Origin of the sequence: Paenibacillus silvestris, from assembly GCF_009882985.1 — a bacterium.
Taxonomy (GTDB): domain Bacteria; phylum Bacillota; class Bacilli; order Paenibacillales; family NBRC-103111; genus Paenibacillus_E; species Paenibacillus_E silvestris.
Genome location: NZ_WTUZ01000005.1, coordinates 60,709 through 79,178 on the forward strand (window position 1 = coordinate 60,709; position 18,470 = coordinate 79,178).

General features: G+C 47.1%; 9 protein-coding genes and 1 pseudogene. 2 read left to right on the forward strand and 8 right to left on the reverse strand.

The genetic code is table 11. The features are described 5' to 3' along the window. The 4 genes from GQF01_RS02185 to GQF01_RS02200 all read right to left on the reverse strand — a co-directional run bounded on the left by GQF01_RS02185 (position 1) and on the right by GQF01_RS02200 (position 5,337). Positions 1-1,812: a cache domain-containing sensor histidine kinase gene (locus GQF01_RS02185; protein WP_161405255.1), complete on the reverse strand. Its 1,812-nt coding sequence runs from the start codon at positions 1,810-1,812 to the stop codon at positions 1-3. 76 nt (positions 1,813-1,888) lie between these two features. Beyond that, the gene (locus tag GQF01_RS02190; RefSeq protein ID WP_161405256.1) at positions 1,889-3,421 is read right to left on the reverse strand and encodes an extracellular solute-binding protein; all 1,533 of its coding nucleotides are present in this window, start codon (positions 3,419-3,421) and stop codon (positions 1,889-1,891) included. Between the two features lie 94 nt (positions 3,422-3,515). Then, complete coding sequence (locus GQF01_RS02195; RefSeq protein ID WP_161405257.1) at positions 3,516-4,385, reverse strand: carbohydrate ABC transporter permease; 870 nt, start codon at positions 4,383-4,385, stop codon at positions 3,516-3,518. 31 nt (positions 4,386-4,416) lie between these two features. Next, entirely contained in the window at positions 4,417-5,337 is a 921-nt protein-coding gene (locus GQF01_RS02200; RefSeq protein WP_161405314.1) for an ABC transporter permease, read from the reverse strand. Positions 5,338-5,662: 325 nt separating this feature from the next. On the opposite strand from GQF01_RS02200, the gene GQF01_RS02205 reads away from it, so the two are divergent. Continuing rightward, a complete protein-coding gene (locus tag GQF01_RS02205; protein WP_161405258.1) occupies positions 5,663-7,243 on the forward strand; it encodes an FAD-dependent oxidoreductase in 1,581 nt (526 codons plus the stop codon). A 91-nt stretch (positions 7,244-7,334) separates the two neighbouring features. Here the strand turns inward: GQF01_RS02205 and GQF01_RS02210 are convergent, their stop codons facing one another. The 3 genes from GQF01_RS02210 to GQF01_RS02220 form a co-directional block, all read right to left on the reverse strand. Further along, positions 7,335-8,945, reverse strand: a complete 1,611-nt coding sequence (locus GQF01_RS02210) for a glycoside hydrolase family 99-like domain-containing protein (protein ID WP_161405259.1) — start codon at positions 8,943-8,945, stop codon at positions 7,335-7,337. Between the two features lie 126 nt (positions 8,946-9,071). Continuing rightward, the gene (locus tag GQF01_RS02215; RefSeq protein ID WP_161405260.1) at positions 9,072-13,730 is read right to left on the reverse strand and encodes an S-layer homology domain-containing protein; all 4,659 of its coding nucleotides are present in this window, start codon (positions 13,728-13,730) and stop codon (positions 9,072-9,074) included. Between the two features lie 347 nt (positions 13,731-14,077). Next, positions 14,078-15,949: an ADP-ribosylglycohydrolase family protein gene (locus tag GQF01_RS02220; protein ID WP_161405261.1), complete on the reverse strand. Its 1,872-nt coding sequence runs from the start codon at positions 15,947-15,949 to the stop codon at positions 14,078-14,080. Between the two features lie 103 nt (positions 15,950-16,052). Between GQF01_RS02220 and GQF01_RS02225 the strand changes: the two genes are divergently transcribed. Next, positions 16,053-16,979, forward strand: a complete 927-nt coding sequence (locus GQF01_RS02225; RefSeq protein WP_202556012.1) for an AraC family transcriptional regulator — start codon at positions 16,053-16,055, stop codon at positions 16,977-16,979. A gap of 434 nt (positions 16,980-17,413) precedes the next feature. Here GQF01_RS02225 and GQF01_RS36160 read toward each other — a convergent pair. Beyond that, a pseudogene (locus tag GQF01_RS36160) lies at positions 17,414-18,470 on the reverse strand (collagen-like triple helix repeat-containing protein); the annotation flags it as partial.

The window sequence follows — 18,470 nt, forward strand, 5'->3', positions numbered from 1 at the left end:
TCATTTCCCCCCAATTGGATCCGCACAAGAAGATAGCGGAATCGTGACCAACACGACAGTACCCTGCTGTTCCACACTGTCTATATGCAATTCTGCCTGATCACCGTAATAGAGAATCAATCGGGTCTTGACGTTACGCAGGCCGAATAGCTCCTTCACATCATGCCGTAGCATCTTTATATCAGTACTCTCGATAGCGCCTAGCTCTTTTTGAATAAAGAGCAAACGCTCAGGTGTAATCCCGCTTCCATTATCGGTAATGCGAATATGCAGGCGCTCCTGCTCGGGGTATGCCTCAATGTTCAACTGTCCCTTCCCTGACTTCTGCTCTAAGCCATGTACGATGGCATTCTCCACAAGCGGCTGAAGAATCAACTTCAAAAGCATGCAGGACCGTACGGCATTGTCTACCCGGATGTCTACCTGCAGTCGGCCCTTAAAGCGAAGTTGCTGAACGTTAATGTAATATCCCAAATGAACGACCGTCTCCTCCATCGTAAACACTTCCTTGCCTTTGCCAATGCTAATGCGGAAAAACTTCGACAAATTAAGAACCATCTCTCCTATCTGGTCAGCGCCCACCAGAATCGCTGATGAATAGATAGAATCAAGTGTATTGTACAGAAAATGAGGATTAATCTGTGATTGCAGCAGCTTCAGCTCAGTTTGAATGATACGCAGCTCCTTGTCGTAGATGTCACGAATCAAAAAACGCTGCTGATCCATCATTTCATTGAATGTACCCATCATATATCCGAACTCATCTGACCTCTTGTGCTCGATGCGAACATCCAGACGCCCAAGCCGTATCTCCTTCATGCCTCGGATTAACTTCCTTAGTGGAAACGAAATCCCCCTATACAGGAACCAGGCTACTATTACAGCGATAGCAAGACTAATAGCTGTAATGACATAAGTCTGATTACGCAACTGATTGGACTTTTCGAATATAGAATTCTGCGGTTGCAGCATCAAGAGCGACCAGCCGGAGCTAGTTGAAACGACCTTTACCATCATCAGTGATTGCTCCCCCTCCCGAATCGTACCGAAATCGCCTCCCTGTAAATCCCAATCAGAAGGCGGAGTGCTGCCGGGGGTGCCTACCGCCAATCGGCCATCCGGTGTAAATAAATAGATCGTGCCCTGACCAGGATCAGCCAGCCGACCGATAAGTCCGTATAAGTATTCCTTGCGTATGGAAGCCATGAAGATTGAGGGCTCACGCAAATGCTCCGACTGGGTCATTAGACGCATTAAGGTAATGACCTCAGTATTTTGAATCAAGTCTTTATTCCCCAGAGACGTAAACTGGTTCTCTACAGGAATGTAGTACCAGGGACTGCCATTGGAACGGACTGTCTCGCGGACCCAATCCTCATTCTGCCTATCGTTCAGCCGGGAATAACCTGAATCGGAAAGCAATATGGAAGAAGGGGTATGAAAAATCATCGTCTGCGACAGTGTGCGATTCATCGTGCGAAAATGGATCAATTCGGTCGCCGCCGCCTGAAAGTTGAGAATATCCATCGGCATCAGTTCACCGTCTGCTGCATCCAAGTGACGGTTAAGCGTACTGTCCGTCACGACAAGATCGGATAGCTCCTCAACATTCATAAGTGTCGTATCGATGAACTGCATAGCGGACTGCATGACGCCCTTCGTTCGCTCCATCGCCTGCTCCTTCAGAATGAGCTGCGATTTGTTCTGAGCATACAAATTCATCGCGACAAGAGGCAACAAAATAAGCAAAAAATAGCTTGTTATTCGAATATGCACCGATTCTGCATACAGACGCTTCCAGTTTCTCCACATTACTGTTACCTCCAAGCCTTTCAAGCAAAGAAAGATGCTCTGCTAGAGAGCACCTTGACTTGACTTCACTTCTATTTTATTTTCGATTCTTGCTGTACCATTCATTTACTTCGCGCGTCATCTCGTCTCCGCCTTCTTTTTTCCATTCCTTTACGAATACGTCAAAATCATCGATCGGGTTTGTTCCCATAATGATTTTGGTGAATGATTCCTCCATCATCTTCTTCAATTGCGAACTGTACTTACCCAGAATTTCCGTTGGAGCTCCATTATATTGATTCGGAATAACATGACTATTGATTAGGTTGATGTTGTCATTCATTTTGAATTCCAGTCCTAACGCGTCGAGTCGCTCCCGCTCTAGCTCATCATCCCATGGATTGGCGATTTCGGACAATGTGTTGCGATAAATATGTTTGTTATGTTCTTCGAAATTCATCGTCAGCTTGCCATCCTTGCGCTCCCAGATCTGATGTTCAGGCAGACCAAGTTTTAATGTTTCGTGTCCTTGCCTGCTGTTGATCACATCCATCATCTTGATTACTTCGGAAGCATTTTTACTTGTAGCCGGAATGACGGCATAGGAGCCTACCAGATTAATGGCAGCGATACCTGATTTGCCATCCTTGCCTACTGGATAATCCAGTGCCACCCAATCCGCCTTCGGATCGTTCTTCTTGTTCGTCAAAATTGATCCGCGCGTTTCGTGCCACTGTGCGGAGAACAGGCCAACCTTCCCGCCTGCTACCTTTTCGTCCACATTTTTCGGCTTGTTCAGCGCCCACTCCGAGTCAATCAGCTTATCCTTGTATAGCCCGGCGAGATAACGAAGCGCCTCCTTCGTCTCCGGCAAAATATAGGAATGCACAAGCTGACCATTCCGTTCCACCCAGTTGTTCTGCCCGAGCGGAACGCCGAAAGCACCAAATATAGGACCGGTTCTGGCGAGCTTCTCGCCAATAATCAGACCGAGCGTATCGTTCTTTCCGTTGCCGTCGGGGTCTTTTGTTGCCAGAGCACGCATAACCTCCGTATATTCGTCCAGCGTCTTTGGCGGATTAAGACCAAGCTTAGCGAGCCAGTCTTTGCGGACATACATTAGCTCATCGGCTTTCTTGGTGGTCACTCCCGGTATCGCATATATTTTACCATCTTCGAATGTAACCTGCTTCCACACTTCCTCAGGGTATGCCTTCTTTAGATTAGGTCCATATTGATCAATTAACTCATTCAGTGGTGTGAGCGCTTTCTGTTTTACCAGCTTCGACACCCAAGCGCTGTCCGTGGAACGGATTAAGTCATAACTTTCTCCTGAGGTCATCATAATATTGATCTTGTCCTGGTAACCGTCAGGCGGCGGCGTGATAACCGTAATGTTCAGATTGGATTGCTGACGGATATAATCCAGATAAGGATTCGTGTTCTCATTCATGCCATCGGGATACTTGCGTCCAGCATTATCGAGCACCAATGTCAGTGACTTATTCACGGCCGGCGCTGCCGGGTTGGATGCTTGCGGAGCGGATTCTCCTTGGGAGCAGCCGCTTCCGAGTAAGACAAGTGCAGATAAAGATGCAATGCTTATCGTCAGATTTGACTTTTTTTTCATTGAACTAACCCCTTTATTGTAATGGAATAGACGGAGAGGAACAATTGTCGTATTGAAGTAAATTATTTCAGTACCGCACTTAGAATCAGCATGGTCATCCCTTTACGGAGCCGATCAAAATGCCTTTCACAAAATACTTTTGCAGAAACGGATAGACGATCAGGATCGGAACAGTGCTTGCGATAAGTGCCGCTGCCTTCAGGGATTCGACGGCAAGCAACTGCTTCTCCAAATTGTCGGTTACATTAATAGTCGTTACATTCGCCTGAATCAGATTGCGCAGATATACTTGCAACGGGTTGAGTTTAGAGTCGGCGACATAAAGCACTGCATCGAAAAATGAGTTCCAATGTGCAACGGCATGAAAGAGTGCGATCGTAGCAATCGCTGGCAGCGACAGGGGCACCACTATGCGATACAGAATACCCTGGTTCGAGCACCCGTCGATACGAGCTGATTCCTCCAACTCAGTAGGGACGCTCTGGAAAAAATTTCTCATAATAATCACATTAAAAGCGCTGATCGCTCCCGGGAGCAGGAAGGCCCAAAATGAATTGTAAAGTCCCAGCTCTTTCACGATTAGATAGGTCGGTATCATCCCACCGTTGAACATCATTGTAAATACAATCAAAAAGAGAATAAAATGTCTGCCTTTAATATAAGACTTGGCGAGCGGATAAGCGAGCAGAACCGTAAGCAACACATTCAGACACGTTCCCAGTACGGTACGCAAGGTGCTAACTAGGAACGCTTGCTGGAAAGCATTGTCCTCGAATACTTTGCCGTAAGCCTCCCATGTAAATTCCACTGGCAAGAACGACACCTCTCCACTCATGACTGCCCGGTAGCTGCTGAACGATTGCGCCAAAATGTGCACGAACGGCGCCAGCGCCAGAAGACTGAATGCTCCGAGCAATGCATGATTCCATAGATGTCCGATTTTTTCTTGTCGACTAAATCTCATTTGTAGTTCCCCCTTTCCCAGAAACTATCTATTAAAAGACACCTTCATGACCCGCCTTTTTAGCCATACGGTTGAAAAAAATGACCAGTGCAAGGCCAATAACCGACTTGAACAAGCCAACAGCCGTTGAGAAACTGAATTCGGATTGGCTGATACCTACCCGATACACATACGTTTCGATAACATCTCCAACCTCGTAGACCATCGAATTGTACAGCACAAATATTTGCTCGAAGCCTACATCTAGCACGTGACCCAAACGGAGGATGAACAGAATAATGATCGTACCTAGCAACGACGGCAGAGTTATATACCTGATCTGCTGCCACTTGCCCGCTCCGTCGATAACGGCGGCTTCGTACAATTGAGGATCTATAGAAACTATCGCCGCTAAATAAATAATGGCTCCCCAACCAACTTCTTTCCAAATATCGCTTGCAACAATCACGGTCCGGAACCAGTCTGCATCAGCCAAGAAGAAGATCGGCTCAATGCTAAACCAGCCAAGCATGGCGTTAACCACACCAGTAACTGGAGACAACACATTGATGAGAATACCCCCAATAATGACCCACGACAAAAAATGGGGCAAATAGGCGAGCGTCTGAACTGTGCGCTTGAACATAAGATGCCGCACCTCATTAAGCATGAGCGCCAAAATAATGGGTCCCGGGAAGCCCCAGATCAACTTGTAAAGGCTAATTAACAGCGTGTTGCGGAATACCTGATAAAACTCGCGGTCCGTAAACATTTCGCGAAAATGCATCCACCCGACCCATTCACTGCCCCGCATCCCTTGAAACGGACTGTAATCTTGAAACGCTATCGCGATTCCCCACATCGGTGCATACTTGAATACGAGAAAATAAACAATTCCCGGCACCATGATCAGGTACAGATCCCAGTAGTCCTTCAGATGCCCGTATTTGTTACGATTACGCTTCACTTTCATTATAGGTGGGATGGCATAATCATTGCTTACAGGTTTACTTGCAGCATGCATAACGCCCCTCCTCCTCTCCTTCTAGCACTGCCTAAGCTTGCATTTCAGCACCGTCAGCTAGTTTCCTGGGCTTAATTTCATTCTAGGCCATTTGATATAAGGATTCTATCCAAGCAGAATGACATCACCTGCACCGCTCATGACATCGTGATCGATTTGTCCATCCTGACGGAAAGTCATTAGGAGACGCCAGTATGTCATGAACCGATATGTCCAATAGAGTTGACTTCCGTTATTCTGTATAGGAGTTTACAACGAAAGGGTGCGTGTATAGATGAAGGAGATTCAAACAGACCTCGTTATAGTCGGTGGAGGAACGGGTGGATGTGCCGCTGCGCTGGCCGCCTGCAAGATGGGATACAAGGTTGTTATGACTGAGGAGACCATGTGGATCGGTGGACAACTAACTAGCCAAGCTGTACCTCCCGATGAACATCCATGGATCGAGCAGTTCGGCTGCACGCGTAGCTATCGGCAGTTTCGCGATCAGATCCGCGCTTTCTACAAGGACGGGTTCCCGCTCACTGAACGTGCGCGATTGAATCCAGTGTTCAACCCCGGCAACGGGTACGTGAGCAAGTTGTGCCATGAACCGCGAGCAGCTTTGTCGGTACTGGAACGTATGCTGTCCCCATATATACACAGTGGGCGGTTGACGCTTCTTACTCAGCGCCGGGCCATCGGAGCTGAGACGGACGGAGACCGTGTAACAACAGTAACGGTCGTACATTCACTGTCAGGAGATATGACTGTGCTTCATGCAACTTATTTCATTGACGCTACGGAATGCGGAGAGCTGCTTCCAATGACAGGTACGGAGTATGTGACCGGCTCGGAGTCCAGAAGCGAGACCGACGAGCCGCACGCATTGGCGGGAGCCGCCAATCCTCTGGATATGCAGGCGATTACGCATTGCTTTGCGGTCGACTATCTGGAAGGGGAAGATCATACAATCGACAAGCCTGAGCAGTTTGCTTTTTGGAACAACTACAAGGCAGATTTCTGGCCGAACAAGCAGCTCAGTTGGACTGTGCCCCATTACATAACGCATGAACCGACCGTATATCATTTGTTTCCTTCGGAGGGTCCGGACAATCGTTGGCTGTATAGGCGAATTCTGGACCGCAACAACTTTACTCCTGGCTTCCTCGCCAGTGACATTACGCTCGTCAATTGGCCACAGAATGACTATTGGCTAGGTCCCATATTCGAGGTAAGCGAGGAAGAACGTCTACGTCATCTAGAAGGAGCCAAGCAGCTCAGCCTCTCATTGCTCTATTGGATGCAGACCGAAGCCCCGCGCGCAGACGGCAAAATGGGCTTCCCAGGACTTCGATTGCGTAGAGATGTAACAGGAACTAATGACGGCTTGGCCATGGCTCCTTATATCCGTGAGTCGCGTAGAATTCGCGCCCAATTTACTGTACTGGAGCAGCATATTGGCGTAGAGGCGAGGCAATCGGCAGGCTTCAACAGTGCAGCGACATTCGTCGATTCCGTTGGCATCGGTTGCTATCGGCTGGATCTTCACCCGAGCACAGGCAACCGCAACTATATCGACATTGCTTCCTATCCTTTCCAGATCCCTCTAGGTAGCCTTATTCCGATCCGTATGAAGAATTTACTGCCCGCCTGCAAAAATATCGGCGTCACTCACATCACCAACGGCTCCTACCGTCTACATCCTGTGGAATGGAATATCGGTGAAGCAGCGGGATACTTATCTGCATACTGTATGACCCGTGACGTTCAGCCAGTGGAAGTCTGGAGCAACAAAGATCAACTCGAGGAATTCCAACGCTTGCTAACACAAGAGGGCATAGAGCTGAAATGGCCCCACATACACGAGGTATGAATGAGCTTACAGGCTAACAAGTCAGTTGAAGCGCGCAAAGGACCGTCCGGAATGTCTCCTGGCGGTCTTTTTTTTCATTCTTTAAACACGTTTAATACGTTTCCTTAAAGAAGCTAACATCATCTACTCGAATCCACTGATTGGCTCCGGCATTGGAGTAGAACACAATCTTCGCCTGTCCGTTCGAGACGGGAACATGCTGTAGCTGGATCTGCTGCCACGTGGAGCTTGCGGTAATAGTACGAATACGTTCAGCAGCTCCGTAGTCCTTTACCGACATCTGGGCGGTCGTCTGCCCTCCGCTCGATTGCACCCAGGCCGACAAGGTATACAAGCCATTGGTCAGCCCTGTAACCGTCTGGTGTGTTGCCACTTCATAAGCAGCCGATTTGTTATGCGTCAGACGCCAGCTCCAGCTGTTTCCTCCAGGCTCTGTGTAATCCGCATTGGCATGTGTACCGGAGGAGCCTTCCCAAGTGCTCCAACTCTTGGCTGACTGTGACCCAACCATGTCCGCCTCGAACCCTGGATTGCGAAGCGCATTGACGCCAACACCGTTCAGCATCGCCTTAATGGCATCAAGACGCTCGGTGCCTTGAGCATGCGTAGGGACAAGCCAGCCACCTTCGCAAACCTCATTCCATGCAAAAGCCAATACGGTATTAGCTTCTACAGCCGTCGTATGATTGCGGGCGTAATCCATCCCCGCCTTAAAGTGCCCAGCGATCTCGCTTGGTGTCGGCTGTTCATAGTAGGGTCCTCCGCCACCACCCCAAGGTGGAGGAGTTGTCGTGCGAGGTGATTTATCCCAGCCTGTCGAGATATCCGGGACAAAAGGCTTGCCCGAATTAGCATAATCGTCCCAAGAATCTGCCTGAGCTTGAGCAAGCGCTGAGAACGGCGATGGATTATTCATGTCCTGACTTCCGTTAAGACCTGAATAACCGTAGCGTCCAATTGCATCCAAGCCGTACTTATTCAACTGCGACACCGCAGTGTTCAATTGCCAATGCATCGCAACAATATAAGGGTCACCCAGACCGGCATCCACAGTCTTTTGGCGCAGCAGATCGATATTCGTTTGGGTTGGTGTCCCAGATCCGTAATAGGTCTCCATATCCGCTACATTGAAAATATAAACCAGAGGGCGGTCGCCAAGCACTTTCACATAAGTCGGCTCCTTGAACCATTCCACCATCTGATCCACCCGCTGCGACCAAGTTTGTTGAGCATTGTATCTATGGATAATTACGGAGAAATCCAGATCCTCCTTATAGTCGCTGGTCAAATATTTATGCAGCGCATATGCTTCCGCAACATTAGGGCTTGTATCCGGTCCACTGACGAACGCCCAGTAATCAATGCCCGCATTATGCGCATATTGAATTTGCTGATCGATCGTCGATTGGCTATTTTCATTTCCGCTAACCTGAGTCGAAGAATCCATGCTAAGAAAATAAGGCACACGATCGTGATACTGTTGCGGACCTAACGAGTTAAGATCGGCGCAGGTGCTGTTGCTGAAGCAGTCCCAACGAATGACACCTAGTAAAGGACTGTTTGCAGCAACGGCAGGCGTTGACAACAGGATAGCACCTAGTCCACACAGCAGCGTAAAGCCAGCAACCAAAGTAGTGAAGCTCACTATTCTTTGAAACAAACTCTTGTATCTCTTTTCCTTCCTGCCCTGTTTCATTTTCATTATTAAACCTCCTTCAGATTAGAATGTGGCGCCAAGCCGACCCCTTAATCACAGTCGTCAGCTTGGCACCCTTTGCACGCGTTTCCCAACTACTTCGCACACAATTCCCGGTAGCTTTGTAGCCGATTAGGGATTCATAAATCCGCTAAACACAAGCATTCGCTTTAGCAGCACCGCTGTCTCAGCTCTTGTCGTACTAGCATTCGGAGCAAGCCTGCCCTGCTCATCTCCCTGCATAATTTTGGCGGCAACTACACTTGCCAATGCGGCTTGAGCCCAACTCCCAACTTGCCCTTCATCGCTAAACTTGCCAAGAACCATTCTTGTATCGGTCGGCAAAGCTAATCTTTTACCTGTATAAGAACTTACTCGTTCGAGCACAACGGCTATTTCCTCCCGAGTTATGTTCGCCAGAGGCCGGAACGTTCCATCCTCATACCCATTCATCAGTCCGGCTGCATGAACAGCAGTAACTGCTTCTGTGAACCAGTTTTCCTCCGCATCCACAAACGGCCGCTCTTGCAACGACCCTTCGTTTTCCAACGCAAGTGCTCTAGTTAACATAGCCGCCCATTCCGCCCTTGTGACAAGTCCATCAGGATCAAAGGCTAGCTCTGACTTGCCTTTCACGATTAATTTGGCTGCCAAAGATTCAACATCCTCACGAGACCAGTGGTGTGCCAGATCAGCAAAAAAGGGCTTTACCTGCAGCAACGCATAGATACTGTTACCACGACGTTTCAGCTCAATCGTGGTCTTCTCACCCGAAGAGGTGACAATCGTAGGAACCGGCGTATAACTGCCAGTTACCGGATCGTAATAAACACCAACCGTGGTTTTCGGATCCAACTGACCGTCAACATACATCGAACGGCTCACATATCGCTCGAAGGATGCGACAACCAGTTGCTTACCATCTTCGCTCTGCGCTTTCAATTCATAATGAAGTGGCTCACCGATCAGTGTTGCTCCGATAGCAATAGCCCCGTTGCGTAAAGCAGCCACAGTAACCGCATCTGCTTTCGTGATCGACAGTGTCAAAGTAAGATTTTCCAGACGCTGCTGTAGCAACTCTCCGATCTTGCCGCTACGAACTGCTTGCAGTGGAAGCTTGTAAGAGCCGAACGGAGTGACGAATTCGAGTTCCAAATCTGCGTTCCTAGTCGCCAGTTCTGTGAGTTGTGCGCTTGTTATGTCTAAAGAATAGGTAGAACCCCTAGCTTTGCCCGCTTTAATTTGGATTTTTCCACTTGCAATCTGCTGCTCTGTAATCGTCACTATGCTGCCATCGTTGAGTGTAAGAGCCACACCTTTGTCGGCCGAATTACCCGCCTTGACTTCAGGTTGCCCCGCTCCAACCAGTCCAGATCCCCCTCCTGATTGGCTGCCTCCATCAACGGATTCACTCCAATCTCCACCGCTGCGATTTGCAGATACGTTTAACTCTGCGTTCGCTGTCCATGACTTGTATGTCGCCGAAATGACCGTAGTTCCTTCAGAATAAGCACTAATCATTCCATTGGGTGTTGTGACTGCGACACGAGGATTTTCAATCTGAATGTCCGCTCCTGCTGTAACATCGATATTCGCACCTTGGTAAACGAGTTCTACAACTGTTTGCAGTCTATCTCCTTCCGTCAGACTGTAGCGCGTCTTATTGAACCGAAGCCGTGGCTGTGCATAAACTCGAAGCTCTGCAGAAGCCTCAAGCGTACCTGCATACACGGCACGGATGACCGTGCTGCCTTCGTTTATTGCCTTAATCCCTCCCTTGACATCGACCGTTGCCACAGCCTCATCTCCGCTGTTCCATTGCAAAGGAGCAGCGGAGATCGGATAGCCATTCTGATCGATAAGCTTTGCCAACCACTGGGTTGATTCTCCGACAGTCAGCGTCTGCGAGGAAGGTTGGATGACAACTCCGCTTGGCCGTTTGTTGACTAGAAGTTCTCTCGCTTCCGCAGCCTTAGCTGCGTAGACTGGCGTCACCAAATCCTGAGCGAACACCTCGATCATATCGCTTCCCATGCTCGCCGCTTTGCGAATCGCTTCGTAGAGATAGTCCGGATTCGCCTTCTTGGCCGAATATACGTCAATCAGCTGTCCCTGCAGCTTCATCCGGTCGGACGCCTCCGCCCAAATTTCAATGCCTTCATTGCCTCGCACGAACCAATCCTCGTAGGTAATATAGGCAATCTGAGAATTTAGACGGGGTCCGAGCTTATCGAACGCATAGTCCCTCAGCTCTCTCGGAATTTCGTTATTTCGCTGCTGGGTAATATAATTATTCAGTAATAGTGCAATCGATTTATTCGGAAATGCTTGATCATAAGCATCAATCATGCGCTTCCACGCGCCAATTAGCTTATCCGGCGTATAGCCGATTCTAGCTACATCATGATCGTTTAACACCAGATTGGTTTCCAGACCGTTGCTTAAGGAAGGTCCAGTTACTTGCACCGCTCCAATCGCCGCCTCATCGGCATAGCGAGCTGACAGCGCCTTAATCATATCCTCCATAATGGACAAATACACGGGATCCCATGGAACAGGAGCTGAAGCATCATAGCTCCCGGGATCAACCAGATCCGTGACCAGATTCCAGTTGAACTTGACTGCTCCTTTGGTGTATACCCAATCTGGAACCCATCTTCCAGGTAAAATAGCAATCTTAAGCGGTTTGCCATACTTCCTGCTCAGATAGATCATTTCATCGATGTAATCCCAATTGTAGACACCATCCATCGGTTCCAATACAGACAGGCCGGAGTAATAAGTAATCCCATCCACATGCTCGGAAGCGATAGCTTGCTCGGCCATCCCGTTAGTCAAATCACTGTTGCGAACAATAACATGAATACCTTGTTCACCATGATGCGCCGGAAACGGTTCCGAAGGATTCGTGCCTGATCCAGGCTCTTCCGGTATTTCCGGCAAACCTGACACATAGAACGGCGATTGCTCGGTGCCATCACCGATGAATTGCAAATCGGATTTCAGATACATCGCCGGTCTTACTCCACGAGTTCCGGTTATCGCATTGCCATTGAGCGGAACTTTCAGATCAGCAGCTACATATCTAACCGCATTCGAGTTCTGCGATACCGCATCACGTGTCCAATAAGGAACCGCTGTTCCCGAATTAGCCGGGTCATAGATTGAATTCGACTGTCCCAAAGCTTTGTCAGTCGCATATCCGGTTAACTTCTCAGGGAAACGGTCTACGACATATTCCTTCAGTTCCTTCAAGGAAAGTAGAAAGACGCTGTCCGTAGTAAGTCCATAACGCGCCGTATCATAGTTAGCTAGTGCCGTGGATACGGAGGCGTCCAGAAACTGATGGTCCCCTGCCCCACCGCTCTTCAAACTATCATCTACCGCAGCCAGCATGTGCCGATGGGTAACGGGTATGATCACAGAGCGTTCCGCTGCCGTCATATTTCCCTGTGAGAGGAAACCTTGTTCGCCAGCATAAGCATTGTAGCCACTCCATACGCGGAATGTTCTGGGTGATAGCGCATTCCACTGAACCTGTTGCTGATGACTGTTCAGCCAGTCTCGCACATTGCTTTCACTCCATAGATTAGAGCCATTTCCCACACGCGACGTACCGCCTCGTCCTCCTGGATCGTCACCGGATGCATCGAACGGCTTAAGCGAAAGAATACGGTCGGCAAACAAAAGCAATTCCTTATTGCCATCACCATTTACATCCTCAGCATGAATGACCTGGTACTTCACAGGCTCATTCAAATAACTCCCGAACGATACATATTTGCCAATCATCGCATCTACCGGGTCTGCTTCCCTCGTCACAGATAAGGGCGATTGCTTCGTGCCTTCACCAGTGAATTGCAAGCTGGATTTCAGATACATCGCCGGTCTTACTCCACGAGTACCCGTTATCGCATTGCCATTGAGCGGAACCTTCAGATCAGCAGCTACATATCTAACCGCATACGAGTTCTGCGATACTGCATCACGGGTCCAATAAGGAGCCGCTACCCCAGAATTAGCAGGATCATAGATTGAATTCGATTGTTTTAAAGCTTGGTCAGTCACATATCCAGTCAGCTCCTCAGGGAAGCGGTCTACGACATACTCCTTCAGTTCCTTCAATGAAAGCAGAAAGACACTGTCTGTAGTAAGTCCGTAACGCGCCGTATCATAATTAGCTAGCGCCGTGGTTACGGAAGCGTCCAGAAATTGATGATCCCCTGTCCCACCGCTCTTCAAGCTATCATCCACTGCAGCTAGCATGTGCCGATGGGTAACCGGTACGATGAAGGAACGTTCCTCCTCTGTCATATTTCCCTGAGACAGGAAACCCCCTTCGTCAGCATAAGCATTGTAGCCATTCCATACCCGGATTGACTCGGGCGATAACGCACTCCACTGAACCTGTGGCTGATCACTATTCAACCAGTCTCGCATATTGCTTTCACTCCATAGATTAGAGCCATTTCCCTTGCGCGGCGTACCGCCTCGTCCACCCGGATCGTCACCGGATGCATCGAACGGCTTGAGCGAAAGAATACGATCGGCCAACAACAGCAATTCCTTGCTACCATCGCCATTCACATCCTCAGCATGAATAATCCGGTATTTCACAGGCTCATTCAAATAACCCCCGAGTGTTACATATTTGCCAATCATCGCATCTGCCGGACCTGTTTCCTCGGCGGCCGCACCTGTGGCAAATGAACTGAAAGCGATTGCAATAGTGAGTACAAGAATCGCTGCACGAGCGAAAAGGCGCCTGCATATTCGGTTCATAATGTCCATATTTCCCTCCTTGTGACGAAGTTGTCTGAAACTAATGTCAGTATACGTGGAAGCATATCGATTTCCAATTACACTACCATGACATATTCAGTCTCGTTGATGACCTATGGCTCATAGAAACGCTTTATTCCGAAGCACAGACAATCATCTATAAGTGCGACAACAGGGAATTGTTCACTTTCCAACAACTTAATTTGTAAAAGAAAGTTCGTTTCATCGATTATCCTCCAAGCGGAATAGTATGGGCATTCCGTAAATACGAATAGACTGCCCAGCAAGTCTTTATCAGACTTGCGAGGCAGACCATGAAGTTAACTATCATGAATATGATGTTAGTTTAGTTTAGTTTAGTTGCCTAGCAATATGTCCGTATAATAATAGCACGGTCCTGGCTGCTCTGTTTTATTGAGTGCAACTGGCAATACGTATACCGTTAAAGGTGCGTTCTTTCTGTGGGCAACAATTTCAAGCTCATGGTTTCCTGCAGGTAAGGCCATTTCTACCCACTGACTCTCTGGCGCTCTGTGAAATGCCGGCATGAATTCCTCTATCTCATTACAATTAATGATGGTGTTACCGTTAAGCTTTGCAGAAACGAGTCCATTGGAGGCAACGATGAGCTTTACTTTACGCTCTGATGGATTACACAGCAAAGTCTGAGCACGATATACGCCGTTAAGCTCTGTATTCAAGGCGATTTCCCATTCGATTCGATTTCCTTGAAATACCGTATGGACACCTTTTTCGTCATCTGGGCCCCATATTGTCCATTCAGAAGCAGAAACGAGCCGAATCGGTTCCTTCCACTGAGACCAGATCGAATTGTCATGTATTCTCGTGACCACTGCTGCCAATTCATATGTTGAAGTGGCCATGCTAATGGAACAGACGTCAAAAATAAAACTGGAGGAATTCCCTGCTTGGATTCTAAAAAATTGTTCTTTCGTACCTTCCCAGCCTCTAGGTAATTCTATAGCCAAGTTTCCTTGCCACTCTTCTGTTGAACGGTTGGTGATCGTTAGTGTAAGTTGCTTACGCTGATTCCGTGCTATGGAAGGTCCATTCTTACCATAATCCACTTCTAAGACAAGGCTAAGTGCTTCAATGGTATTGTTCGGTAGCAACCTACGATCTACCAACACATTACTGTTCCATAACTCGTTAAGGGGCTCTTTCAATTCTAATGTCTTGACTCCGTAATCAGTAGGTAATCCCGGATGAACTACTATCTCTGTATCCCAGATAGCCAAAACCTGCTTACCTATACGAATTGTTCGTTTCGTCAGCTCGTCCAGATTACTTGGAGCCGGAAATCCTTTGATAGGTGGGCTTATAACAACGCGATCACCTACTGGCTTCACCCATTTCTCAGGTAATCCTTCCGGTCCGACGATCATACCGAGTATTGCACCAAGTGTAGCTGCCGTACAATCCGTATCGTATCCACAGTTAACTGCTTTTAGAATTGCATCTTCGAAGTTGTTGCCATATAACCAACCCAAGATCGTAAATGCGATGTTCTGAGGTGCATCGGTGAAGTTATCGTGACCATGATGTTCTAAGATCAGTTCGCGTGCTTCCAACCAGTTTTTTCCCTCATGATGCCATCTTAGTAGATCGACCAAAGCTTTCGCAGTTCGGCAAGACGGAGGGATATAGGACATCCCGATCGCAATCAGCTTGTCTCTGTCTTTCTCCATGAATATTGCACTTTCGATTGCAGCGAAAAACATTTCACCGTAGACACCTTCTCCTCCCGCATGATCAACAATAGCATCCTGATAGGCGAAATGAGCAGCAATGTGAGGAGCACCTGGTGAGACCATCGCCCAGATTTCAGAACGAATAGGTGCCCCCATACAATCGATAAATGGATTGTTGAATGCTCCAGCAATAGGTGGTTCGAGTCCTCTTCTCAAATTTGCTAGTGCATACCCATATTCATCGAACGGGAAGAAAATGTGTTCTACCCATTCTTGACCCAATTCCTTGGAGGTTAGCTTCGGTCCGTATTGCTCTAGAGCATGTAGCCATACTAGTTGTAAATCCAAATCATCATTTTCAAGCGGACCATCTGGAAGCACAGGATAGTAATCTAAATGCAATAACTCCTTTTTCCCTTCTACTGGAGCACCTAATGTGCCTCCAATATTTTTACCAAGCCAACCTCCGTAAACTGTTCTATAATATTCACTTTCGTTTAAGATTCTGATACTCATAGGTTTGCCTCCCCCAATTTGTTATAATGACGGTAAACTGCTTGATAGGAATTCAACGTAATTATAATATCGTGTGAAATCCGATACCATGGAGGATATTGATATGTCGCAGAGAAAAAAAGAGCCGATTGACATCTATTATTCGTTATCAAGGCTCTCAGCATTAGATGTGAAGTGGGCTGATTTATTCGATGCGAATGCAGCATCCTTCCAAAGAAGTCATGAAAATCCATTTTACCAGCTCATTGTAGCCGTTGAAGGACCCATTAGAATTGAGGCAGGTAATCAGCGGTATACATTGCAATCAGGAGAATCCCTTCTTCTGCTGCCTTGGGAAAGACATACCGGATGGGATCGAGGAGAGAGACAGGGTTTGTTTTTTTGGACTCAATTCTCTTCTAATCCTGAAATCAGCCTATTTAACAATACTACAGTACCTGACCTTAATATTGTCCATATGGAGAAAACGGAGTTGCGTACAACTGCTAACAGTCATGAGGATCTTCTTGTTATTCCTAAGCTCCATTTATCCAGGCGCAGGTTTCAATTACTTGAGCTATTTGAAAAACTTGTTAGCGAATCGAATGCGCCAAAAGGATATTTCCGTTTTCACCAAACTTTATTGCTTGGGGAAATCCTACGTTCGATCGCGAATGACTTCCTAGAGCAAAGCCACCATGACACCACTTTCCCCGTTTCCTATATTACTTATCGAAAACTAGTCAACCATCTGAATAATTTCTTTGATAAAGATGTAAATAGAGGAAGTTTAGAAATGAACTTGGACCGAAAATATGAATATTTATGCCAAGTATTCAAGAAGTATTCCGGAACCACAATCGTCCAATATGTACATCAGTTACAAGTACAAAGAGCCAAGCATTTGCTGCTAAGCTCTGACAAGACTATAGGGGAAATTGGGGAAGAAGTGGGGATTCTAGACAGTTTTTATTTCAGTAGGATATTTAAAAGGTTTGAGGGGATATCTCCGCAGCATTTCCGAAACCAATCGCAGCTCCCCAACGCTTAACGTTTTTATAACGGCGTGAGATCCGAAATATTTGTATTTGATGTGTGACTTTTTGCTATGTAGTCAGGCAGATCATCAATATCAATAAACTCTAAACTCATGGATTCAGGTTGAGATGGCATTTAATAATGCAATTGCTAGAGATATTGATGGAGCTCTACGGCTTCAAGACTGGAAACGTCACTGCTTCTTTCATGAAAAAACGATTGCGAAAGAGAAATTATGTCTAAAGTATTTAACTATTGCACCAATGTAATAAAGTAAAAAATTAAGCCTGGGGCTGCCCCAGGCTGTTGCTTATTCCAAATGGCATCAGTCCGTGTCTAACAAACATTCCTGTTAAACAAAAAGAGCATTGGCAGAATTACTTAGATAAGATTCAACTACTTGTATGGAGAATTAATATGTCTAATAAATAAATATAAAGAGACACATTACCGGGAATCTTGAATTGAAGCATCGCTATTATTAGCTGCCAGATCTGCCACAGGGTCGTAAGGGGGACCTGTTATTGTTCCGACTAACAATGCAATATCGACGGCATTTTCCGGACTTCCCCATGAATTATTCGAAATAATAAAGATTGCCCTATCAACAACAAATCCGCGTGTATTATAAACTATGTTATTGATAATATAACCAGTTGAATTCGGATTAAAATAAGCTGGTTGGCGGAGTGAATACAAAATATTATTTTGAGCGATTAGATTCATGACATTGGATTGCGTTAAGAAACCACGGTTGACTACCCATCCTGTTGATGGACCTGCTTGAGGAGGTCCATAAATAACATTATTGACAAGCTTATGATTCGTTCCTGCAAGCTGAATAAACTCAACTGCGTAGGCAACATTACTCGTAATCGTTAGTCCATCTAGGCTTATGCCATCTCCAGTAACAAGGAAAGCAATTACGGCAGCTTGTAATGAGATTAATGTATTGGGATACCCTTTTAAAGTAACTCCATTTTTATTAATTGTAATTTGTGATGAAATTAGGTAAGTGCCACTTAGTATATGAACAGTCCCAGTTGGAGATACAGCCGTTACACCTTGTTGGATTGTTCCGAACGGGCTAGCCTGTGTTCCATTACCACCAATAGCTCCTGCTTGAACATATACTTCAAACGGATTTGGTCCAAGAGTGCCTGTAGCTCCTGTAACACCTGTAACTCCTGTAGCTCCTGTAGCTCCTGTAGCTCCTGTAACTCCTGTAACTCCTGTAGCTCCTGTAACTCCTGTAACTCCTGTAGCACCTGTAACTCCTGTAGCTCCTGTAGCTCCTGTTGCACCTCCTGCGTCGCCCGTAGCTCCTGTTGCACCCGCAGAGCCAGTACTGCCTGTAGCACCTGTTGCACCTGCAGTGCCAGTATCGCCTGTTGCTCCTGTATCACCCGCAGCTCCTGTACTACCTGTTGCTCCAGTTTCACCCGCAAAGCCAGTACTGCCTGTAGCTCCTGTTGCACCCGCAGCTCCTGTACTGCCTGTAGCA

Excerpts from the sequence above, each read along its gene's own strand:
- GQF01_RS02215 (WP_161405260.1), bottom strand. The coding sequence starts at position 13,730 with ATGGACATTATGAACCGAATATGCAGGCGCCTTTTCGCTCGTGCAGCG.
- GQF01_RS02220 (WP_161405261.1), bottom strand. The coding sequence starts at position 15,949 with ATGAGTATCAGAATCTTAAACGAAAGTGAATATTATAGAACAGTTTAC.
- GQF01_RS02190 (WP_161405256.1), bottom strand. The coding sequence starts at position 3,421 with ATGAAAAAAAAGTCAAATCTGACGATAAGCATTGCATCTTTATCTGCA.
- GQF01_RS02185 (WP_161405255.1), bottom strand. The coding sequence starts at position 1,812 with ATGTGGAGAAACTGGAAGCGTCTGTATGCAGAATCGGTGCATATTCGA.
- GQF01_RS02225 (WP_202556012.1), top strand. The coding sequence starts at position 16,053 with ATGTCGCAGAGAAAAAAAGAGCCGATTGACATCTATTATTCGTTATCA.
- GQF01_RS02210 (WP_161405259.1), bottom strand. The coding sequence starts at position 8,945 with ATGAAAATGAAACAGGGCAGGAAGGAAAAGAGATACAAGAGTTTGTTT.
- GQF01_RS02195 (WP_161405257.1), bottom strand. The coding sequence starts at position 4,385 with ATGAGATTTAGTCGACAAGAAAAAATCGGACATCTATGGAATCATGCA.
- GQF01_RS02200 (WP_161405314.1), bottom strand. The coding sequence starts at position 5,337 with ATGAAAGTGAAGCGTAATCGTAACAAATACGGGCATCTGAAGGACTAC.
- GQF01_RS02205 (WP_161405258.1), top strand. The coding sequence starts at position 5,663 with ATGAAGGAGATTCAAACAGACCTCGTTATAGTCGGTGGAGGAACGGGT.